Consider the following 21,571-nt stretch of genomic DNA (forward strand, 5'->3'; position numbering starts at 1 on the left):
TGACCGGCCCGATCAGGGCAGCGCCAGCTCGCCCACGCCGTCGTCGGCGCGGCTCGCCGGAATGCTCGGCGGGAAGCAGTCCGCCCCCCACGGCGGCGCGCCCGACAGTGTCGCCAACTGCGCGACGATGCACCCCACATTGATCTGCCCGCTCAGTGAAGAGGGGCCGCTGAGCGAGGAACTGCCCGAGTCGGCGTGGGCCATCGGTGCGGCGACGAGAAGCGATGCGGCACAGAGCATTCCGGCCGCGGTGATATTCCTGATGATCATGCCCCGATCATCGCAGCCGAATCGCCGATTGTGACCAGTCGAGACCGCCCCCAATTCCTGCGGCCAGGGTTTCCCGGGCAGGGGGTCGTCCCTCCGGCGAGGTCCCCGGGGCAGGGGGCCCGTATTCCTGCGTCGGGGGTCTCTCGGGCAGAGGGCTCTTGAGGCGCGGGCGGTTCCCGGGCAGGGGGCTCTTATTCCTGCGGCGAGGTTTCCCAGGGGGCTCTCGAGACGCGGGTGGTTTCCCGGACGGGAGCGGGGCGTGGGACGCAGGATGGTGGGCATGGGCATGCGCCTCGGGTTGTGGAGCCGGTGGATTCGGCTGTCGGTCGCGCTGCTGCTGATCGGGGCGGCGGCGTGCGGTGGGGAGCGGGGTGGCGGACCGGCCGCGGGCGGGACGACGGCAGGGAGCGATTCCGATCTCGGGCCGGTCGAGGAACGGGCGCGCGATATTCGGGTGCCGTGGGGGTTGGCGTTCGTGCCGGACGGGTCGGTGCTCGTGGCCGAGCGGAATTCCGGTGCGGTGCTTCGTCTTTCGCCGGGGTCGCCGAGCGAGCGGTTCTACCGGGTGCCGGGAGTGGTGGCGCGGGGTGAGGGCGGGTTGCTGGGGTTGGCGGTGTCGCCGACGTATGCCGAGGATCGGTGGGTGTACGCGTATCTCACCGCCGAGGCGGACAATCGGATCGTGCGGTTCCGCGACGGTGGGTCGCCGGAGGTCGTGTTCGCGGGAATCGCCAAGGGCGACAACCACAATGGCGGCCGGATCGCCTTCGGTCCCGATGGGATGCTGTACGTCGGGACGGGGGGACGCGGGGGAGTCGGCGCGGGCTCAGGATCCGGCGAGTCCGAACGGAAAGATTCTGCGATTGACGCCCGAGGGCCGACCCACGCCCGGAAATCCGACCCCGGGGTCGCCGGTGTACTCGCTCGGGCACCGGAATGTGCAGGGACTGGCGTGGGACGCGGCGGGTCGGCTGTACGCCGCCGAGTTCGGACAGAACCGGTTCGACGAGATCAACCTGATCGAGCCGGGCGGCAACTACGGGTGGCCTACCGTCGAGGGTACGGGCGGGCAGGGAATGGGTTACCGCGATCCGCTGCTGACCTGGACCACGCGGGAGGCGTCGCCGTCCGGAATCGCCATCGCCGGAAACACCTTGTACGTGGCCGCATTACGCGGCGAACGACTGTGGGTCGTCCCGCTGCGGGACGGCACGCTCGGCACCCCCGAGGCGCGGCTGCGCGACCGTGGTCGGCTCCGCACGGTCGCCGTGGCGCCCGACGGAGCGCTCTGGGTGACGACATCCAACACCGACGGGCGCGGCGACCCGCGGCCGGGCGACGACCGCGTCCTCCGCTTCCCCGCGCGCTGACGGTCACCCCTCGCCGATCAGCGTCCGCACCTCCGCGTCGAACAGCAGGGCCGGATCGAAGTCCATCCCGGCGAAGTGCCCCGCCAACTCCAGGGACAGGACGCCGTGGACCCGCGTCCAGAACGACAGGGCCCGGTGCCGGACGACGGCCGATTCCGGTGCGCCCCCGAGGTATTCGGCGAACGGGGTGACCGCCCGAACGGGCAACCGCTCGTAGGCCGCGAGCAGAACCGTCATGATCTCGTCGGAGATGGCGGTAGTGTCCGGCGGAGCGTGATAGCCGGGGACGGGCGTGCCGTAGATCAGGAAGTAGCGGTGCGGGTCGCGCAGCGCCCAATCGCGGACGGTGTGGGCGAGACCGGCCACGTCCGCGCCGGAATCGAAGGCCGCGCGCACCGCGTCGGCGAGGCCGCGATACGCGTCACGCACGAGCTCGGTGATCAGTTCGTCCCGGCTGGCGAAGTAGCGGTAGAGGGCGGGCCCGCTCATGCCCACCCGCTTGGCGATCGCGTTGAGCGACAACGACGTCGCGCCCGAGGACGCGATCTGATCGCGGGCGTGCTGTTTGATCTCCGCGCGCATCTGCTCGCGGTAGCGCTCGCGGGGTGTCCTCGCGGTCGTCATCGGCCTGTCCTCTCCCTGTCGGTTAGAGGCTATCACTGTTCCTATTGACTCTAACGAGAGTGGGTTATAGCTTCTAACTAAAGCAACAATAGCTAACAAGGAGTCCCGATGAAACGCCTCGCCCTCGCCGGAATCGCCCTCGCCGGAATCGCCCTCGCCGCAACGGTTCTCACCGCCACCCCCGCCACCGCGGGCGGCCCGGCTGCGCAACCGGTGACCTGCGCGGGCCGAGGCATCGACCCCGCCGCCCCCATCCACTACCGCACCGAGGCCGTGATCGACGCCCCGCTCGACGTCATCTGGAATCTGCAAACCGACGTCGACCGCTGGCCGACCTGGCAGCGTCCCGTCACGAGCGCCCAGCGGCTGGAATCCGGTGCGCTGCAACCGGGTTCGCGATTCCGCTGGACCACCCCGGCCCCGGCGACCGCCACAACCCCGGCGACCACGCTGTCCATCACCTCCACCGTCCAGCAGCTCGAGCCGCAGCGCTGCCTGCGCTGGTCCGGCCCCGCCACCGGCGACGGCCTGAACATCGACGGCGGCATCCACGTCTGGACCTTCACCCCGACCGCCGAGGGCGTCCTGGTCCGGACCGAGGAGAACTGGACCGGCGCACAGGTCGAGGCCGATGTGCCGACCTCCACGGCGTTCCTCGGGGCCGGACTCGAGGCGTGGCTCGCGGACCTGCGCGCCGCCGCCGAACACGCCTGAGACGCCGGGCGCCAGGGTCTGTTCCGGTCAGTGGTGCGGATCCACCGAATTCCCGCCGCCCCGGGCGGTTTCTTCCTACTGTGCGAAGTGCGGTAGGACGGAAGGGCGGCGAGATGGCCACGGGGTTCGATGTCGTCATCAACAACGGGACGCTGTACGACGGAACGGGTGCGCCGCCCGTGGCGCGGAGCGTCGGGATCCGGGACGGGCGTGTCGCGGCGCTGAGCGCGGTGCCGCTGACCGACGCGCGGGAGGTCGTGGACGCCGCCGGGCAGTGGGTGCTGCCGGGGATGGTGGACATCCACACCCACTACGACATCGAGGCGCTGGTGCGGCCGTCGCTGTCGGAGTCGTTGCGGCACGGGGTGACCACGGTGCTCATCGGGTCGTGCTCGCTGTCGACGGTGTACGTCGACGGGTCCGACGCGGGCGACCTGTTCGGGCGGGTGGAGGCGATTCCCCGCGAACACGTGGTGGCGGCGGTGGATTCGGCCCGGTCCTGGACGGGCCCGGCCGAATACGCGCGGGCGCTGGAGGATCGGCCGCTGGGCCCCAATATCGCGGCCCTCATCGGGCATTCCGATCTGCGCGCCGCGGTGCTCGGGTTGGAGCGCGCCACCCGGCCGGATGTAAAACCGACTCGGGCGCAACAGCTTCGGATGGAGCGCATGCTCGAGGACGCGCTCGACGCGGGCTTTCTGGGGATGTCGTCGCAGCAGTTGCTCTTCGACAAGATCGACGGCGAGGTCTGCCGATCGCGGACGCTGCCCTCCACCTACGCCCCGGCGCGAGAGAAGCGGCGGCTCAACGCGATTCTGCGGCGCCGGCGCCGGGTGTTGCAGACCGGGCCGGACATCTCCAACCCGCTGTCGGTGGGCTCGCAGGTGTTCGGGTCGCTCGGCATCGGGCGGCGGCGGCTCAAGACGAGTCTGCTCTCGGCCGCCGACATCAAGTCCAATCCGGCCGTGATCTCGCTGATGGCGCCGCTGGCGGGTGTGGTCAACGCGCTGGGCGGCGACTTCCGCTGGCAGCATCTGCCCGTGCCGTTCGAGGTCTACGCCGACGGCATCTCGCTGGTGGTGTTCGAGGAGTTCGGCGCGGGCGCGGCGGCGCTGCATCTCGCCGACGAGATCGAGCGCAACGCGCTGATGACCGATCCCGACTATCGTCGCCGCTTCCGCGCCGACTACGAGGACACGCGCGGGCCGCGGGTCTGGCATCGCGACTTCTACGACGCCGAGATCGTGGAATGCCCCGACACGTCGGTGATCGGCAAATCGTTCGGGCGGGTCGCCGACGAGCGGGGCGGGCTGCATCCGGTGGACGCGTTCCTCGATCTGGTGGTCGAGTACGGCGAGAAATTGCGCTGGCGCACAACGATTTCCAACCATCGTCCGGAGGTGTTGCGGAAGCTCGCGCGCTGCCCGGGGGTGCAGATCGGGTTCTCCGACGCGGGGGCGCATCTGCGGAACATGTCCTTCTACAACTTCGGGCTGCGATTGCTCAAACACGTTCGGGACGCCGAGCGGGCGGGGACGCCGTTCCTGAGCGTGGCGGCGGTGGTCCGGCGGCTCACGGGGGAACTCGCCGACTGGTACGGGATCGATGCGGGGCACCTACGGATCGGGGACCGGGCCGATCTGCTCGTGGTCGACCCGGCACGCCTGGACGATTCGCTGACCGAGTACCACGAGCGGCCGATCGAGGAATACGGCGGGCTGTCGCGCATGGTGAACCGCAACGACGCGACGGTTCCGCTGGTGATGGTGGGCGGGCGGCCGGTGTTCCGGTACGGGGTGGCCGAACCGGTGGTCGGGCGCGAGCGGACCGGGCGATTCCTGCGGGCGGGGGAGGCGTAGTGGTCGGTGTGGCCCCGGGTGAGCTCGTCGTTCCGCTCACCGATGTCACCGTGTCCGCTCTGACTTGGGGGGAACGCGGCGCGCCGCTGGCGCTGTGCCTGCACGGCTACCCCGATACCGCGTGGAGTTGGCGGTATCTCGGGCCCGCGCTGGCCGAGCGGGGGTATTACGCCGTCGCGCCGTTCTCCCGGGGTTACGCGCCCTCGACGATCCCCGCCGACGGCGACCTGTCGGTCGGTTCGCGGGTCGCCGACGCGCTCGACCTCACCGAAAAGCTCTGCGCCCCTTCGGCCGTCGTGATCGGGCACGACTGGGGCGCGTTCACCGCGACCGCGATCGCGGCCATGCCGGAGTCGCCGTTCCGGGCCGTCGTCAGCCTCGCGGTCCCGCCCCTGGCGACCCTGACGCCCACGCGCGACCGGCTCGTCCCGCACCTGCTGCACACCCTGGCCCAGTCGATCAACAGCTGGTACATCCTCGCCAACCAGGTGCCCGCCGTGCCCGAGCGGCTGTTCACGCCGATGACCGAATTCCTGTGGCGCACATGGTCTCCCGGGTACGACGCGCGCGAGGATCTGGCCCACCTCGCCGAATCCGCCCCCACGCCCGCCCATCGCACCGCGATCGTCGACTACTACCGGCAGTTGGTCCGCCGTGGTCCCCGGTCGGCGCGCAGCCGCGAACTCGACCGCTTCCTGATGGCGCCGCCGCGGTCGCCGATCCTCCAGTTGTACGGGACCACCGACGGTTGTCTACGGCCCGGCCTGTTCGACACCGTCGCCGACCGGCTCCCCGACGGCAGCGTGGTCGTCGCGGTGGAAGGGGCCGGACACTTCCTGCACCTGGAGTGCCCGGACACCGTCAACGGCCTGATCCTCGACTACCTGGGCTGAGTTCGCCGCCGCGCGTGGGGAACCCGGGCCGGGGTGCGGGCCGGGGCGAGGGCGCGCAGGAGCAGCAGGGCGGTCAGCAGGCCCAGCAGGGCGGTGAGGGTGAGGGCGGGCACGTCGTCTCCTTCGGAGGGGTGAGGGGACCATTCTGTACCCGGGGGAGCGATCCGCGCTCGGGTTCAGTGGGCGGATTCGGCTTCGTGCGGAATCCGCTGGTCCGCGTGGACCTTTCGGGTGACGCGACGCAGCACGGGAGCCGTGATGCCGGTGGTGACGACCGCCATGATCACGAACATGGCGAAGAGTTTGTCGCTGAGCAGGCCGAGTTGCTTGCCGAGGTTGAGGACCACGAGTTCGGTGAGGCCGCGGCAGTTCATCATGACGGCGAGGGCCAGTGCGTCGCGGCGTGTCTCGCCGACCAGCAGGGCGGCCGCGCCGGTGCCGAGGAATTTGGTGGTCGTCGCGATCACGATGATCGCGGCACAGGTGGCCACGCCCGCGACGGTGGCGATGCTGCCGATGTCGGTGCGCAGGCCGACCGAGACGAAGAACAGCGGCAGCAGCACCCACAGGGTGAGGCCCTCGAGCTTGGTGCCGAGTTCGGTCACCAGGACCGGACCGCGCGGCATCACCACCCCGGCCAGGAACGCGCCGAAGATGGCGTGCACACCGATGGCCTCGGTGACCAACGCCGAACCGAGGACCACGCAGACCAGCCCGGCGTACAACGCGATCGGCGGCGTCGCGGCGCGTTCGGCCCGCGCCACCACCCGTTCGAGCAGGGGCCGCACCACGATCAGCATGACGGCCGTGAACCCGGCCGCGATCCCGATCGCGCCGAGGGTGGGCAGCAGCGCCGAATGATGCACGATCGTCACCACGACCGCGAGCAGACACCACGCCGTGATATCGCAGAAGCCCGCCGCGCTGATCCCGACATTGCCCAGCCGGGTCGGCAGCAGATTCTGCTCGTCGAGTATGCGCGCCAGCACCGGAAACGCCGTGATGGCGAACGACAGTCCCGCGAACAGCGCGAACGGCAGAATCCCCGGATGCGCGGGCGGATAGCTGTGATACAGCCACCACGCCGCCGCCACACCCCCCAGGAACGGCACCGCGATCGCCGCGTGCCCGATCACCGCGCTGCGCGCCCCCACCTCCCGCAGATGCGCGTGCGACACCTCCATGCCCACCAGGAACATGAAGAACACCACACCCAGCTGAGCCATCGAATCCAGATGCGGCAGAATGTTTTTCGGAAACAACCACTGCTGCACCCCCGGCGCCACCGCCCCCAACGCCGTCGGTCCCAACAACAACCCCGCCACCAACTCCCCGAAAACCCGTGCCTGCCCGAGCTTTTCGGCAACCATCCCCCCGACCGCACTCACCCCCACCACCACGGTCAACGCCACCAGCAACTGCCGCAACACGGAATTCTCCGCAACCCCCACCGCCCCACCACCTTCCGGCCCCGCCGCCGAAATCACCCCCAGCAACCCCACCGCCCCCACCGCCGGAACCCCCACGAGCAACAGATACACAGCAGGTATGCGTTTCACGGGTACCCCCTGATCAGCGCGTCCGTCCGGAATGCCGGTTCTGCCACCATAGCGCGCCCCGCTCTGCGACGAAACCGGAAGGCGGACAGGGCGGTTGGTACTCGCGGGCAGTTCGGGCCGACCCACCCTCGAGACAGTCATGCGGACGCGGTTGTGACCAACAGGGTATTTAGCCCCTGGTCACCCCCCACCCGGCGCGCCACGATGGGGGCGAGCGGGCAAAACCGGAGGTTGGGATGGATGCCGTCGAGCGGGTGGTGCAGCGGGTGGTGTTCGGGGTGCGGTGGGTGCCGGGGGAGGGGGCGTTCATCGCGTACAACCACAGCTTTCCCGAGTTGACGTGCCGGGGGGAGTCGCCGCGGGAGGCGATTCAGGGGTTGAAGGGGCGGGTGCGGGCGCGGGTGGCGCGGGAGTTGGGGGTGGCCTGAGTCAGGGGTGTTCGGGTTCGTGTCCGGCCAGGATGAGGGTGGCCGCCAGCCGCAGGTCGTGTTCGGCGCGTTCGGGGGAGATGCGGCGGCTCAGGCTGGAGGCGAGGATGCCCCACCAGCTGTAGACCAGCAGGGCGATGACGCTCTCGTCGGCGATCTCGAGGGTGTCGAGGATGGCCCGGGTGAGCGCGGTTTCTGAACCAGGCCAAAGGGTTTCGGCAGGAAGGTCTTTCATGTATCCGGCGGCGGTGGCGCGCAGCATGGCCGAGCACAGGCGGGGTTCGCGCAGCAGCGAGCGGTTGAGCGCGGCGAGGTTCGAGCCGATGTCGCTGATCGGTCCGCGGTCGGTCACCGCCCACTCCTGGTCGACGAAGCGGGCGATGCGATTGTCGAACAGCGCCGCGAACAGGTGGGTCTTGGAGGGGAAGTAGCGGTACAGCGTGGCGATGGCCACGTCGGCGGCCTTGGCGATATCGGTCATCTGCAAGCGGTCGAATTCGGTGGACGCGCCGAATTCGGCCGCGGCGTCGAGGATTCGTTCCCGGCGCGCCACCTGGCGCTCGGAGATGGGAGCTGCGGGTGGGCGCTTGGCGGTCACGCGTGCCAACGGGGTGCCTGTCCGATCACCGGGCCGCGGCCGCGCGCCGCCGGTCGAGCAGGCCCTCGCCGATCACGCCCGCCGCCCGAATCACCAACGGCACCAAGCGTTTCAGCATCGACGGCGACTCGCCGACCACCGAGATCGCGCCCGCCACCCCGCCCGGCCCGCGCAGCGCGACCCCGACGCAGGCGATCCGGTCCACGCATTCGCCGCGATCGAAGGCGACGCCGCCGTCGACGCGGATGCGGCCGAGTTCGCCGTGCAGCCGATCGAGATCGCCGATGCTGTGCGGGGTGCGCGCGGTCACGCCCTGGGCGTAGCGGCCGTCGATCTGCTCGGGGTCCAGCCGCGCGAGCATCGCCTTGCCGAGCGCGGTGCAGTGCGCCGGGGCCCGGCCGCCGACCCGCGAGGGGACGGTGTTCGCCACGCGCCCGCCCACCTTGTCCAGGTACAGCACCTCGGTGCCGTCCAGAACCGCAAGGTGCACAACGCGATCCGTGCGCAGCGACAGATCGTGCAGCACGGGGGCGGCCACGGCCCGCAGCGCCCCGTGGTCGAGTTCGTGCCCGCCCAGTCCCAGCGCGCGCGACCCGAGCCGGAATCCCGCGCCCACCCGCTCGACCCAGTGCAGGGCCGACAGCTGTTCCAGGATCCGGTAGGTGGTCGACCGCGGCAGCCCGCTCGACCGCGCCACCTGCTCGAGCGTCCGCACGGTTCGTGGCTGGCCGAACGCCTCCATGATCAACGTGATCCGCTCGACCATGGACTGCGATCCCGTGGGCTTCGGGACCGCGACGTCGGCTTCCGCACCCAGCACCGAGGTCATCGCCACACCTCTCAAACTGAAATTGATTCTAGTTCGAGGGTAGCAGGATGCGCCCGGCGGTCAACCGTCACGCCGCGGTTCGAGCATCGGCACCAGATAGCGCCGGGCGAGCTCCGCGACCTGGCGATCGTCGTCGAGGTCGAGGATGTGGCTGGGAATGGCCAGGAAGGAGGCGGAGACGCGAACCATCAACTCCGCCACCATCTCCGCGTCGACCTCCGGCGCGATGTGCCCGGCGGCCTGTTCGCGGCGCAACTGGCCCGCGACGAATCGGCGCACCATTGCCACGCCGCGGCCCTGGTCGCCGATCAGCGAACCGACGAGCATCTCCGGTTCGGCGGCGAGCAACCCGCCGATGATGGGATTGCCGCGCGTGGCGCGCAGGGCGCTGACGAAACCCGTGACCACCCGATCGGCGGCGGTGCGGGCGTCTCGGATATCGGTCAGGAACTGGTCGAAATAGCGGCGGAATTCGCGGAGCACGACCTGTTCGATCAGCACGTCCTTGGTCGCGAAGCGCCGATAGACCGTGATGCGGGAGACGTTGGCGCGCTTGGCCACATCGTCCATCGTCGAACGCCGCACGCCCACCTCGCCGAACTGCTCGCACGCGGCGTCCAGGACGCGGGCGCGAATCTCGTCCCCCTCGTCGGCTCGATCCAGGGCGGCCGAGTAGGCGCGGTCCAGCAGTGAGGCGGTGTCGGTCGCCTGCTCGGGCACCGAGGGACCGAGCTTCACATTTTCCTCCCGAGCGGTCGTTTCTCCGGAAATATTCTCAACAGGTTGTGATCACGGTCACGCTGTGATGTTATCAAGATACGGAGATACTAAATCTGTATCTCTGTATCTCTACTCGATGAAGAGGGACGATAGCATGAGTGGGCTCAGCAGACGGGACGCGTTGCGGGCAGGCGGAGGCTTCTTGGGAGCCGCCGGTGTGCTGGCTCTGGGTGCGCGCACGGCGAGGGCGGAACCCTGGACGTGGTCACCGGCCGATTCGATCGTCGGCAGCGGCGCGGGCGCCGATCCGTTGACCGTGTGGGACGACCAGGCCGACACGGTCGTCGCGGACGTGATCGACAACGCGGACGTGCCACAGGTCAACAGACTCCTGAAGGAGTGGACCACCAACGGCCAGCCGCTCCCGGACGGGCTGCCCGCGAATCTGCGCGACTTCATCGAATCGGCGCGACAGCTGCCGTCGTGGGCCGATCAGGGCAAACTCGCCGCCTCGTTCGACTTCACCAAGAAGCGCGGCACCTATCTCGGCGTGCTCTACGCGTTCGCCAGCGGCATGATGTCCACGGTCATTCCGCACGAGGCGCGGGTGGTGTACTACTCGCGCGGCGGCTCGCATCTCAAGGATCGCATCGCCAAGACCGCCAAGCTCGGCTACGACATCGGCACCGTCAACGCCTACGCGCCCGACGGGCAGATGATCGTGACGTGCGTCAAGACGCGCATCATCCACGCCGCCGTGCGGCATCTGCTGCCGAGGTCCCCGCACTGGCCCGAGGGCGAGCGGCCCATCAGCCAGGACGATCAGATGGTCACCTGGCACAGCCTGGCCACCACCATCATGCGCACGTTCCGCGCGTGGAACCTCCAGATCCCCACGCCCGAGTCGGAGGGCTATCTGCACAGCTGGCAGCTCGCCGCGCATCTGCTCGGCATCCACGACGAGTACATCCCCAACTCGTGGGAGCAGGCCGACGCGCAGGCGAAGCAGGTGCTCGATCCGATCCTGGCGCCGACGCCCGAGGGCATCGATCTCGCCCACAAGCTGCTCGATCTCGGCGTGAATCTGGATCTGACGCTGCTCAGCAAGCCGATCCTGGGCGCGTTCACCCGGTTCATCCTGGGCGATCGGATCGCCGACTGGCTCTACATCGCGCGGGAACCGGTGTGGGATCCGTTGCTGCGCTTCGGTTGGCCGCCCTTCGTCGCGGTCAAGGAGGGCGTGCAGGGCGTCGTCCCGCCGACCGCGGACGCCGCCTGGATGTTCGACGAGTTCCTGCGTCAGTTCGTGCTGTGGTACGTCTCGGAACTCCAGATGCCCATCAGTATCGAGATCCCGCTGACGAATCGGTGATCCGATACCGCGTTGCGGCACAATCGTTCTCGTGGGAACTCTCGCGATGGACGAACGAGGCGGCGGTCCCGCCGTCGTGCTGGTGCACGGCGGCGCCGGACCGCGGTCGACCTGGGCGGGGCTGGAGTCGCTCGCGGCGCGATGGACCCTGCTGCACGTGTACCGGCGGGGGTTCGGGGCCAGTCCGCCCCCGCCGGACGGACGCCAGGACTTCGATGTCGACGCCGACGATCTGATCGAGGTCTTCGCCGAGCGGCGGCCACATGTGGTCGCGCATTCCTACGGCGGTTTCGGAGTGCTGCTGGCGGCGGCCCGATGCCCCGACGCCGTCCGGTCGGTGACCATCATCGAAACGCCGCTGTACTTCCTCGCCCCCGACGATCCCGGGGTGATCCGCCTGAAGCGGCTGGGCGACGAGGTGCTCACCCGCGGGCCCGACGCCGATCCGGCGATGCTGCGCGAATTCCTCGCTCTCGCAGGCGCTCCCGACGGCGCGAGCGACGCCACCACCGCGGCCGTGCACCGCGCGTGGCGGGCCCGGCTGCCCGGCGGTGCCCGACCGGACCTCGGCGCGATCCGCGCGGCCGGGATCCCCGCCATGGTCGCCTCGGGCGACCACCTGGCCGGGCTGGAGCTGATCTGCGATCGGCTCGCCGACGCGCTCGGGGCGCGCCGGATCGTCGCCCCGGGCGCGGGCCATTTCGTCGCGGCCGCACCGGGTTTCGCGGACACGCTCGCGGAATTCCTCGCCGCGAATCACCGATAACTCAGCGCATCCGAGCCCGGCGCTCGCCGTCCCAGAGAAGGACGCATCGGACCGCGGCCTGAAATATGCATCGTTTTTGCATCGATTATTGGGTAGTCTGCGAGTACGAGACACCGAACCGATGGAGGTAATCGTCATGCGCGAGGCATTCGAGATGCTGTTCCGAGTGGTGCACGATCCGCTGGTCCAGCTGTACTACCTGCTGGACAACGCCCTACCGCGGTGAGTTGCCCCAGCGCCGAGGCGGCCGGAGCCTCCGGTCGCCTCGGCCGTCCTCCGATCAGGGCGGTGTGAGAAAACGATGACCATACGATGCGATGTGCGCGTGGGTGCGGCGGTGCTCGCCGAGGATCCGGCCCAGTGGTGTGAGCGGGTGCGGGGCGAGGTCGAGCGGGCCGTGCGCGAGTTCGTGGCCGCGCGCTGCCGGGAACATCTCGGGGCGGACGGGACGGCGGTGCTGGGCGAGGTGATCACCGAGTTCGTCCGGGGCGGGAAGTACCTGCGGTCGGCGTTCCTCGCGGCGGGCTGGTCGACGGCCGCGCCGGAGACCGGTGCGACGCATCGGGCCGCGGGCAGCCTGGAGTTGCTGCACTGCTTCGCGCTCATGCAGGACGACGTGATGGACGAGTCGCCGCTGCGGCGCGGCGCCCCCGCGGCGCACACGGCCTTCGCGCGATGGCATGCGCGGCAGGGACTTTCGGGCTCGGCGCGGCGGTTCGGGGAGTCGGCGGCGATCCTGGCGGCGGATCTGTGCCTGGTCTGGGCCGAACAGATGCTGCGCGAGTGCGGGGCCGATCCGGGCGCGCTGGCCCGCGCGTCGCGCCGCTACGACGCGCTCCGTAGCGAGCTGGCGGTGGGCCAGTTCCGCGATCTGCTCAACGAGTCCCGGCGGCGTCCCGCGCTGGCGGAGGTGCTGGCCGTCGCGCGGGCCAAGTCGGGCAACTACACCGTGCGCGGGCCGCTGGAGCTGGGCGCCGAACTGGCCGGGGCCTCGCCGGGGGTGATCGCGGCGCTGGGCCGCTACGGCACCGCGATCGGCGAGGCGTTCCAGCTGCGCGACGATCTGCTGGGCGTCTTCGGCGATCCGGCCGCGACCGGGAAGCCCGTCGGCGACGACATCCGCGCCCGCAAGGCCACCTCGGTGCTGCTGCTGGCCCGCGAACACGCCCCGGCGCGACGGGAACTGCGGCGGCTGGACGCGCGAACCACCTTGAGCGACAACGATATCGAGCGCTACGTGGACATCGTGGCGGAGTCCGGCGCGCGCGCCCGCGCCGAACGATTGATCGACCAGCGGCTGGGTGAGGGCGTCGAGGCCCTGACCGCCGCCGAGATGGCGCCGGAGGCCCGCGCCGTTCTCGTGCACCTCGCCCGTTCCTGCGCCGACCGGGCGCGCTGAGATTGGAGGCATGATCATGCGCACCGTGCGTGGCGGAACCGATCGCGTGGTGGTGATCGGAGCGGGTCTGGCGGGACTGGCGGCGGCGTTGCATCTCGCGGGCCGCGACCGGGAGGTGGTTGTCCTGGAACGGGATTCGTCTCCGGGCGGCCGGGCCGGGCGGCTCGACGTCGGCGGGTACCGGCTCGACACCGGGCCGACCGTGCTGACCATGCGTGACATCCTGGACGAGACCTTCGCGGCCGTCGGGGACGGCGTCGAGGACCGGCTGGAGCTGCTGCCGCTGGACCCGGTGTACGACGCGCGGTTCGCCGACGGCTCCCGGCTGGCGGTGCACAGCGATCCCGACGCCATGTACGAGGAGGTGCGGCGCTTCGCGGGCGCGGCCGAGGCGGAACGCTATGTGCGCCTGCGGGATTGGCTCGGCGCGCTGTATCACGCCCAGTACGACCGGTTCATCGCGGCCAACTTCGATTCGCCGCTGTCGGTGCTCACCCCCGCGCTGGCCCGGCTGGCGGGCATGGGCGGCTTCCGCTCGGTGGACGCCCGCATCGGGCACTTCCTGCGCGACGAGCGGTTGCGGCGGGTGTTCAGCTTCCAATCCCTCTACGCCGGGGTCGCGCCGCGGCGCGCGCTCGCGGTCTACGCGGTCATCGCCTACATGGACACCGTGGCCGGGGTGTACTTCCCGCGCGGGGGAGTGCGGGCGGTGCCCGACGCGCTCGCGGCGTCCGCCGCCGACGCCGGGGTGACGCTGCGCTACGACACGCGGGTCGCCGGGCTGGAACGGCGCGGCGCGCGCGTCACCGCCGTCATCACCGAGGACGGCGACCGAATCGCCTGCGACGCAATCGTTTCCACGGCCGAACCGCACACCACCTACGACTGGCTGGGCGCGGCGCCCCGGCGGCCGGTGCCCCTGCGCGCCGCGCCCTCGGCGGCCATCGTGCACGTCGGCGTGCCCGCCGGAGCCGACATCGCCCATCACACCATCGGTTTCGGCGCGGCCTGGCGGCGCACCTTCGACGAACTCATCACCGAGGGCCGCACGATGAGCGACCCCTCGCTGCTGATCACCCGGCCCACCGCCAGCGACCCGACCCTCGCCCCGCCGGGCCGCGATCTGCTCTCGGTGCTGGCGCCGGTACCGAATCTCGCGGCGGCCCCCGGCCTGGATTGGGACGCCGACGGCGAACGCTACCTGCGCCAGGTGCTTTCGATCGCCGCCGCGCGGGTGTCGCCGGGCCTGGCCGATTCGGCGGAGATCCTCGCCACGTTCACGCCCGCCGACTGGGCGCGAGCGGGGATGACGGCGGGCACCCCGTTCAGCTACGCCCACACCTTCGCCCAGACCGGACCGTTCCGGCCGGGCAACCTGCCGCGCTTCGTCGACAATGTCGTGCTCGCCGGATCGGGGACGGTTCCCGGGGTCGGCGTCCCCACCGCGCTCATCTCCGGCCGGTTGGCCGCCGACCGCGTCACCGGCGCGGTGCGCGCGAGCGCCCGCGTCCGCACGAGGGGAGCCGACCGTGACGCGGCGTGAACTCGATGCCGCCGGAATCACCGAACCCGCGCTGCGACAAGCCTATTCGCGGTGCCGGGAGCTGAACGCCGCGCACGGCCGCACCTACTTCCTCGCCACCCGGCTGCTGCCGCCGGACCGGCGGCCCGCCGTGCACGCCCTCTACGGGTTCGCCCGGTACGTCGACGATCTGGTCGACGTGCCGGACGCGGAAGCGACACCCGAGCGCGTCCTCGCCGGGATCGATGCGGCGGAGGCGGACCTCGCCGCCGGGCTCGCCACCGGCACGAGCTCGATCCCGGTGGTCGCGGCCGTCGCGGACACCGCGCGGCGCCACGCCATCGACCCCGCCCTCTTCTCGGCGTTCCTGGCGTCCATGCGCATGGATCTCACCGTCCGCGACTACCCGACCCGCGCCGACCTGCTGCGCTACACCCACGGATCGGCCCGGGTGATCGGGCTGCAACTGCTGCCGGTGCTCGGCACGGTGACCGATCCGGCCGAGGCCGCACCCCGCGCGGCCGCCCTCGGCGACGCCTTCCAGCTCACCAACTTCCTGCGCGATATCGCCGAGGATCTCGACCGCGGGCGCGTCTACCTGCCCGCCGACGAACTCGCCGCCTTCGGCGTCGACCGCGACCGGCTGGCCTGGTGCCGCGCCCGGCGCACGGTGGATCCCCCGGTGCGGGCCGCGCTCGCCGACCAGATCGCCCGCACCCGCGCGGTCTACCGGACCGCCGCGCCCGGCGTCGCCATGCTCCGGCCCGAATCGCGGCCGTGCGTGGCGACGGCGTTCACGCTGTACGCGGAGATCCTCGACCGCATCGAGGCCATGGATCACAACGTCTTCGCGGGCCGGGCCGCGGTCGCCACCACGCGCAAGGTGGCGGTGGCCGTGCCCGCGCTGCTCCGCGCCCGGCGCGCCCGGGCCGGAATATCCGCGTAGGCCCTCCGGTTCTCTTGGTTGCCATGTCCACCAAATTGGGAGCCAGGAGGAGCCGTGCAGTTCGGAATCTTCAGCGTCGGTGACGTCACCGCCGACCCCACCACCGGCCGCGCGCCCAGCGAGGCCGAGCGCATCCGGGCGATGCTCGCGATCGGCGCGAAGGCCGAGGAGGCCGGGCTCGACGTGTTCGCGACCGGTGAGCATCACAATCCGCCGTTCGTCCCGTCCTCGCCCACGACCCTGCTCGGCTATCTCGCCGCCCGCACCGAGCGGCTGCTGCTGTCGACGGCCACCACGCTGATCACCACCAACGATCCGGTGAAGATCGCCGAGGACTTCGCCATGTTGCAGCACGTGTCCGGCGGCCGGGTTGATCTGATGATGGGCCGCGGCAACACCGGACCGGTGTACCCGTGGTTCGGCAAGGACATCCGCGACGGCATCCCGCTCGCGGTGGAGAACTACCACCTGCTGCGCAAGCTGTGGCGCGAGCCGGTGGTCGACTGGGAGGGCCGGTTCCGCACGCCGTTGCAGGGCTACACCTCCACGCCCGCGCCGCTGGACGGCACCCCGCCGTTCGTGTGGCACGGCTCGATCCGCTCCCCGGAGATCGCCGAACAGGCCGCGTACTACGGCGACGGCTTCTTCCACAACAACATCTTCTGGAACGCCGAGCACACCGCGCAGATGGTCCGGCTGTATCGGCGGCGCTTCGAACACTACGGGCACGGTTCGGCCGATCAGGCCATCGTCGGGCTGGGCGGTCAGGTCTTCATGGCCGAGACCGAGGCCGCGGCCAAGCGGTTCTTCCGGCCCTACTTCGACAACGCGCCGGTGTACGGGCACGGGCCCTCGCTCGAGGAGTTCACCGAACTCACCCCGCTGACCGTGGGCACGCCCGAGCAGGTGATCGAACGCACCCTCGGCTTCGCCGACAATGTGGGCGACTACCAGCGGCAGCTGTTCCTGATGGATCACGCCGGACTGCCGCTCGAGGTGGTGCTGGAGCAGATCGAGATCCTCGGCCGGGACGTGGTTCCCGTGCTGCGCAAGGAGTTCGAGCTGCGCCGCCCCGCGCACGTGCCCAGCGATCCGCCCACCCACGCCAGCCTGGTCGCGGCCGGACCGGACTCGCCGCACCACCTGGTGGAGCCCGCCCGCGACCGGCTGGTCGCCGAGAAGAATTGAGGCACAGCATGTCTCGCGACATCGTCGTGATCACCGCCGGGCTGTCGCAGCCCTCGTCCACCCGGCTGCTCGCCGACCAGCTGGCCGGGGCCGTCACCGCGGCCGTCGGCGGGCGCGGCGAGAGCGTGACCGTCGAGGTCATCGAATTGCGGGAGCTGGCAGGCGATCTCGCCACCACCATGACCACGGGCGGGCTGCCCACGCCCGCCGTGGCGGCGGCGCGCGAGCGCGTCTCCGCCGCCGACGGGATCATCGCGGTCACGCCCGTGTTCGCCACCAGCTACAGCGGGCTGTTCAAGATGTTCGTCGACGTCCTCGACCCCGACGCCCTCAACGGTATGCCGGTGCTCGTCGCCGCCACGGCGGGCACCGCGCGGCATTCGCTCATGCTCGACTACGCCATGCGGCCGCTGTTCACCTATCTGCGCGCGGTGGTCGTGCCCACCGGAGTGTTCGCGGCCACCGAGGATTTCGGGTCGGCCGGGCTGAGCGACCGGATCCGCAGGGCGGCAGGCGAATTCGCGGCCCTGGTCGTCGCCGCGCCGGATGCCGTCGCGGGATTCGCCCAGGACGTGTCGCCCCGGCGGCGCAGTTCCGGCAACGAGCTGGGCGCGGTGACGCCGTTCAGCGAACTGCTGGCCGGGCACGCGGGGGATCAATCCCCTGCCGCCTGACCGCGCCCGCGCGTATCGTTCCCGGGAGAGCATTTCGAGGGCGAACGCCCCGCGGCACGGGAAAAGGGCGATGCGCACACTCCTTCGAGCCGGTCTGCTGACCGGTGTCCTGTTGTTGTCGGCCTGCGGGGCCGACGAGCACCCGGCCCCCTCGGCGAGCACGGAATCGGTGCGCGACAACGGTTCCCGATACACCGCGACCTCGATCCCGGTGCGCGAGCGGACCGGCCCGACCGAGATCGAGGCGACCCTCCCGCAACTCGCGGGCGGCGACCCCGCGGTCCGGGACCGGTTCAACGCCGGGATGCGCGCCTCGCTCGCCGACGCGGCGCGGGATCTGGACGGCCGCCTCGGCGACGGCGAATTACCCTCCGGCGGAGGCGAATCCAGCCGAGTCACCCGTATCGGCGAGCACGTCGTGGCGGGCGTGCTGATCACCTCGCGAACCTTCGGCGGCCCGCATCCGGTCGTCCAGGTCGGCACGATCGTCATCGACGACGCCGCGCGCCCGATCCTGCTGCCCGCCACCCTGCGCGACCCCGACGCCGCCTGGCCCACCCTCGCGTCCCTCGCACCCGGCCTGGTCCCGGCCAACGACCCACCCCTGGATCCGCCACTCGCCACGGCCGACACCTTCGCGGCCTGGGTCCCCTCGCCCGACGGGCTGCGGGTGTACTTCCCGGTCTCCCACGCCGCCGGGGACTACCAGTCGGTGCTGCTGCCGTGGGACCGGATCCGGGACCTGTTCCTTCCGGCCGCCCTCGACACCCTGACCAGCTGACCGACCTAACCCACCGGCGTCTCCGCGACCTCCCCGGCGCGCATGGCCGAGATGAGCGCCCCGGGCGAATGCTCGGCGAGCGCGGGTTGTTCGGACCCGTCGCCCGCCGGACCGGTGGTGATCAGGCTGTTCGGGATCAGCACGATCGCCCGTACCCCGCCGTAGACCGAATCGGACAGCTTCACCGAGATACCGTGCCGCACAGCCAGTCTCGCGACCACGAACAGCCCCAGGCGGGAATCCGACGACAGTGTGGCCACGGCGAAGTCCGGCGGGCGTGACAGCATGGCGTTGGCGCGGGCGAGGTCCTCCGGGGTCATGCCGGTGCCCTGGTCGCCGATCTCGACGATGACGCCCTTGCCCGCGATGCCGCCGCTCACCTCCACCCGCGAGCCCGGCGGGGAGAACGCGGTGGCGTTGTCGACGAGTTCGGCGAGCAGGTGGATCAGGTCGGCCACCACGTCGCCGGCGACGAACACCCGCGGCAGCCGCCCGGTGCGCACCCGCGCGTAGTCCAGGGTCTCGGCCACCGCGCTGCGCACGAGTTCCAGCAGGTCCACCGGCCGTCGCCATTTCCGGCCGGGCCGGCCGCCGCCGAGGATGATCAGGTTCTCGGCGTTGCGCCGCTCGCGGGTCGCCAGGTGGTCGAGGCGGAACAGGATCTCGAGCACCTCCGGATCCTCTTGCCGCCGTTCGGCGTCGTCGAGGATCTCCAGCAGGCGGTGCACCACGAGCTGGGAGCGCTGGGCGATATTGAGGAACACCGCGCGCACGCCCTCGCGGGTGCGGGCCTCGGTCACGGCCGCGGTGACCGCGGCGGTGTGCGCGCGATTGAACGCGCTGGCCACCGACCCGATCTCGTCGGAGCCGAAATCCAGACGCGCGCTGTCGGTTTCGGGATCGACTTGCTCGCCGGCACCGAGTTTGCGCATGGTCTCGGGCAATTGCTCTTCGGCCAGGGCCAGCGTCTCGGTGCGCAGTCGCTTCAGCCGCCCGATCAGCCGATTCGCCAGCAGCAGCGACAGCACGAAGGCCGCGATCGCCACCGCGGCGGTGAGCGCGCCCGCGAGCAGGGAGTTGTTCGCCTTGTCGGTGGCCGCGGCGCGGGCGTGGTCCTGCGCGGCCTGGTAGAGATCCGACCACAGGGTGAGCAGTTGCTCGTTGACGTGGGTCGCCACGCCGCGCCAGTCGGTGACGCTCATCGGCAGTTGCGCCGCACCGGGTTTCGCGGGCGTCAGCAGTGCCGTCTCCATCGCGCCCAGTTGCTGCCAGGCGGAGGAGGCCACGATGTCGGTGGCCCGCTTGCTCAGCTCCGGCGGCAGCGCGACCGCCACCTGGGTGAGCGCGACGCGATACGCCCCGACCTGATCGCGATACTCCTCGACCAGATCCGCCGGCAGCCCGGCCGGACCGGCCGCGGTCACGGTGAGCGCGGCGGCCCGCGCGTTCGCCTCCACGACATGCAGCAGGCTCACGGTCTGCATGAGCCGCAGCGTCGAGGTCGGATCGGGCACGTTCTCGCTCTGGCCGAGCGCGGCCACGCTCTCGTCGCCGTAGTCGAGCAGCGCGCTGAAGAAGTGGTAGGCGTCCGCGGGCGGCAGCGTGCCGTGGTCCACGCCGCCGCGCAGCTGCGGCAGCTTGGCCTGCAACTGATTGAACGCGCTGATCGAATCGTTCATCGATCCGCCCGCGGCGGCCAGAAGCCCTTGAGTGGCAACCTGTTTGCGCAGCGACTCGTCGAAAGCCGCTCGCGCCGCGGCCAATTCGCGCGGATTGGGCTCGTTGCCCGCCAGCTGCCACAGCGACTGGAACCGCTCCTGCTCCACGGCGAGGATCAGATCGTGCGCCGACTCGCGATATGCGCTGAAGGTGTCGGAGAACTGCTTCGCGTGCCGCCCCTGAGCGGTCAGGTAGGCGGCGAGGACGACCCCGATGACGAGCAGCACCAGGCTCGGCACGAGAGCGATGGCGAGAATCCGTGTTCGGATCTCGCAGAATCTAGCTGGCAACACCGCGCAAATATAGCCCAGCTAAGGGGAAACATGATTCTCATCACAGGATTCAGGCGTGCAGAGTGGTCAGCGGGCTCTGCCCGTAGGCGCGGCGATAGTCGATGGCGAAGCGGCCCGGATGGGCGAAACCCCAGGTGTAGGCGACCGACGCGACCGTCGTCCCGTCGCCCGGATCGGCGGCGAGCAGATGTTCGTGGGCGGCGGCCAGGCGCAGGCGACGGAGGTGGGCCGTGGGGGTGGTGTCCAGGTGGCGGCGGAACGCCAGCTGCACGGCCCGGGGGGTCACGAAGATCGCGGTGGCGATGTCGGCGATCGAAATGTCTTCGCGCAGACGGCTTTCCATGTACGCGATCGCGCGGCGCAGGGTGTCGGAGTGCGCGTCGCGGCGGTCGGTCGCGGTGGGGTCGGCGATCGCGGTGGTGGGCATGGTGTCCACCACCGTGGCGGCCAGATAGTCGATCGCGGTGGCGGTGACCAGGTCGCTGGCCGCCGCCTCGGGGTCCGCGGCCGTGCGTTGCAGGTGGGCGATCACCTCGGCGAGGCGGCGTCCGGCCGCGGGGGTGACGGGCCGGTGCCCGCGAAAGCGCAGCGGGGTCTTCTCCCCGGCGGTGGCGGCCACCCGGTCGAGCAGCGCGGGGTCGAACATGGTGATGCCGTAGCGCGCCGAGCGGACGACCCCGCTGTAGGGCAGCTGCGGCGGGGTGAGCAGCCCGACGTCACCGGGGCCGAACACGTCGACGCCGGTGTCGTGGTAGTTCTCCTCGATCGAGCCGGCCTCCACCGTGCACAGGCACACCTTGTGCAGCGGTTCGGCATCGTAGCTCATGTCGAAGCCGAGGTCGAGGCGGTCGAGGCTGACCGAGCCGAGCATGTCGCGGCGGATCCGGGTGCGCACGCGCCGCACGCCGGTGTTGCCGATGCTCATCGAGGTGTAGGCGTCGTTGAGGAACTCCTCGGTCGCGGTGAGGTCGTCACTGTCGAACGAGAGATTCCGCATACGCCTCCGCTTCCGTCACCGCCCCCGAGTCCTCCTTCCGACGGTACCCG

General features: G+C 70.7%; 21 protein-coding genes and 1 pseudogene. 13 read left to right on the top strand and 9 right to left on the bottom strand.

Annotation, left to right across the window (positions count from 1 at the left end):
• Positions 1-12 precede the first annotated feature (12 nt).
• Positions 13-270, bottom strand: coding sequence for a hypothetical protein (locus ACWDSJ_RS09995; RefSeq protein WP_450030749.1), 258 nt, complete (start codon positions 268-270; stop codon positions 13-15).
• Between the two features lie 280 nt (positions 271-550).
• Here ACWDSJ_RS09995 and ACWDSJ_RS10000 point away from each other — a divergent pair.
• A pseudogene (locus tag ACWDSJ_RS10000) lies at positions 551-1,640 on the top strand (PQQ-dependent sugar dehydrogenase).
• A 3-nt stretch (positions 1,641-1,643) separates the two neighbouring features.
• Here ACWDSJ_RS10000 and ACWDSJ_RS10005 read toward each other — a convergent pair.
• Positions 1,644-2,264 (bottom strand): TetR/AcrR family transcriptional regulator, encoded by a 621-nt coding sequence (locus tag ACWDSJ_RS10005; RefSeq protein WP_450030750.1) that lies wholly within the window; start codon positions 2,262-2,264, stop codon positions 1,644-1,646.
• A gap of 108 nt (positions 2,265-2,372) precedes the next feature.
• On the opposite strand from ACWDSJ_RS10005, the gene ACWDSJ_RS10010 reads away from it, so the two are divergent.
• The 3 genes from ACWDSJ_RS10010 to ACWDSJ_RS10020 all read left to right on the top strand — a co-directional run bounded on the left by ACWDSJ_RS10010 (position 2,373) and on the right by ACWDSJ_RS10020 (position 5,730).
• Positions 2,373-2,978 carry an SRPBCC family protein gene (locus tag ACWDSJ_RS10010; protein WP_450030752.1) on the top strand — a complete coding sequence of 202 codons (606 nt, stop codon included), beginning with the start codon at positions 2,373-2,375 and terminating at the stop codon, positions 2,976-2,978.
• A 113-nt stretch (positions 2,979-3,091) separates the two neighbouring features.
• Positions 3,092-4,837 (top strand): N-acyl-D-amino-acid deacylase family protein, encoded by a 1,746-nt coding sequence (locus tag ACWDSJ_RS10015; RefSeq protein ID WP_450030754.1) that lies wholly within the window; start codon positions 3,092-3,094, stop codon positions 4,835-4,837.
• On the top strand, positions 4,837-5,730 hold the full coding sequence (locus ACWDSJ_RS10020; protein WP_450030756.1) for an alpha/beta fold hydrolase: 894 nt from the start codon (positions 4,837-4,839) through the stop codon (positions 5,728-5,730). Before ACWDSJ_RS10015 ends, ACWDSJ_RS10020 begins: the two co-directional genes overlap by 1 nt.
• Here ACWDSJ_RS10020 and ACWDSJ_RS10025 read toward each other — a convergent pair.
• Both ACWDSJ_RS10025 and ACWDSJ_RS10030 read right to left on the bottom strand, forming a co-directional pair.
• Positions 5,718-5,843 (bottom strand): hypothetical protein, encoded by a 126-nt coding sequence (locus ACWDSJ_RS10025; protein ID WP_387364885.1) that lies wholly within the window; start codon positions 5,841-5,843, stop codon positions 5,718-5,720. The genes ACWDSJ_RS10020 and ACWDSJ_RS10025 overlap by 13 nt on opposite strands.
• Before the next feature lie 63 nt (positions 5,844-5,906).
• Positions 5,907-7,289, bottom strand: a complete 1,383-nt coding sequence (locus ACWDSJ_RS10030) for a cation:proton antiporter domain-containing protein (RefSeq protein ID WP_450030759.1) — start codon at positions 7,287-7,289, stop codon at positions 5,907-5,909.
• 236 nt (positions 7,290-7,525) lie between these two features.
• Here ACWDSJ_RS10030 and ACWDSJ_RS10035 point away from each other — a divergent pair, with 236 nt between their 5' ends.
• Positions 7,526-7,717, top strand: a complete 192-nt coding sequence (locus ACWDSJ_RS10035; RefSeq protein ID WP_450030761.1) for a hypothetical protein — start codon at positions 7,526-7,528, stop codon at positions 7,715-7,717.
• Position 7,718: 1 nt separating this feature from the next.
• Here the strand turns inward: ACWDSJ_RS10035 and ACWDSJ_RS10040 are convergent, their stop codons facing one another.
• From ACWDSJ_RS10040 to ACWDSJ_RS10050, 3 genes are read right to left on the bottom strand one after another with little or no spacing between them, the layout of a single operon-like run.
• A complete protein-coding gene (locus ACWDSJ_RS10040) occupies positions 7,719-8,315 on the bottom strand; it encodes a TetR family transcriptional regulator (protein ID WP_450030763.1) in 597 nt (198 codons plus the stop codon).
• Positions 8,316-8,340: 25 nt separating this feature from the next.
• Positions 8,341-9,144 (bottom strand): IclR family transcriptional regulator, encoded by an 804-nt coding sequence (locus tag ACWDSJ_RS10045; protein WP_387364864.1) that lies wholly within the window; start codon positions 9,142-9,144, stop codon positions 8,341-8,343.
• A gap of 60 nt (positions 9,145-9,204) precedes the next feature.
• The gene (locus tag ACWDSJ_RS10050) at positions 9,205-9,882 is read right to left on the bottom strand and encodes a TetR/AcrR family transcriptional regulator (protein ID WP_387364861.1); all 678 of its coding nucleotides are present in this window, start codon (positions 9,880-9,882) and stop codon (positions 9,205-9,207) included.
• 136 nt (positions 9,883-10,018) lie between these two features.
• Between ACWDSJ_RS10050 and ACWDSJ_RS10055 the strand changes: the two genes are divergently transcribed.
• From ACWDSJ_RS10055 to ACWDSJ_RS10090, 8 genes are all read left to right on the top strand, one after another.
• Positions 10,019-11,236, top strand: coding sequence for an oxygenase MpaB family protein (locus ACWDSJ_RS10055; protein WP_450030765.1), 1,218 nt, complete (start codon positions 10,019-10,021; stop codon positions 11,234-11,236).
• Positions 11,237-11,267: 31 nt separating this feature from the next.
• Positions 11,268-12,002, top strand: a complete 735-nt coding sequence (locus ACWDSJ_RS10060) for an alpha/beta fold hydrolase (RefSeq protein ID WP_450030767.1) — start codon at positions 11,268-11,270, stop codon at positions 12,000-12,002.
• Positions 12,003-12,303: 301 nt separating this feature from the next.
• A complete protein-coding gene (locus ACWDSJ_RS10065; protein ID WP_450030769.1) occupies positions 12,304-13,401 on the top strand; it encodes a polyprenyl synthetase family protein in 1,098 nt (365 codons plus the stop codon).
• 10 nt (positions 13,402-13,411) lie between these two features.
• Positions 13,412-14,944, top strand: coding sequence for a phytoene desaturase family protein (crtI, locus tag ACWDSJ_RS10070; RefSeq protein ID WP_450030771.1), 1,533 nt, complete (start codon positions 13,412-13,414; stop codon positions 14,942-14,944).
• Complete coding sequence (locus tag ACWDSJ_RS10075) at positions 14,931-15,869, top strand: phytoene/squalene synthase family protein (protein WP_450030773.1); 939 nt, start codon at positions 14,931-14,933, stop codon at positions 15,867-15,869. Before crtI ends, ACWDSJ_RS10075 begins: the two co-directional genes overlap by 14 nt.
• A gap of 54 nt (positions 15,870-15,923) precedes the next feature.
• Positions 15,924-17,057 carry an LLM class flavin-dependent oxidoreductase gene (locus ACWDSJ_RS10080; protein WP_450030775.1) on the top strand — a complete coding sequence of 378 codons (1,134 nt, stop codon included), beginning with the start codon at positions 15,924-15,926 and terminating at the stop codon, positions 17,055-17,057.
• An 8-nt stretch (positions 17,058-17,065) separates the two neighbouring features.
• Positions 17,066-17,731 (top strand): FMN reductase, encoded by a 666-nt coding sequence (locus ACWDSJ_RS10085; protein ID WP_450030777.1) that lies wholly within the window; start codon positions 17,066-17,068, stop codon positions 17,729-17,731.
• Between the two features lie 70 nt (positions 17,732-17,801).
• Positions 17,802-18,512 (top strand): hypothetical protein, encoded by a 711-nt coding sequence (locus ACWDSJ_RS10090; RefSeq protein ID WP_450030779.1) that lies wholly within the window; start codon positions 17,802-17,804, stop codon positions 18,510-18,512.
• A gap of 5 nt (positions 18,513-18,517) precedes the next feature.
• Here ACWDSJ_RS10090 and ACWDSJ_RS10095 read toward each other — a convergent pair whose 3' ends face one another.
• Entirely contained in the window at positions 18,518-20,524 is a 2,007-nt protein-coding gene (locus tag ACWDSJ_RS10095) for a sensor histidine kinase (protein WP_450030781.1), read from the bottom strand.
• A 49-nt stretch (positions 20,525-20,573) separates the two neighbouring features.
• Positions 20,574-21,521 carry a helix-turn-helix transcriptional regulator gene (locus ACWDSJ_RS10100; RefSeq protein ID WP_450030782.1) on the bottom strand — a complete coding sequence of 316 codons (948 nt, stop codon included), beginning with the start codon at positions 21,519-21,521 and terminating at the stop codon, positions 20,574-20,576.
• Positions 21,522-21,571 lie beyond the last annotated feature (50 nt).

The sequence above is a fragment of the Nocardia sp. NPDC003482 genome (genome assembly GCF_053588115.1).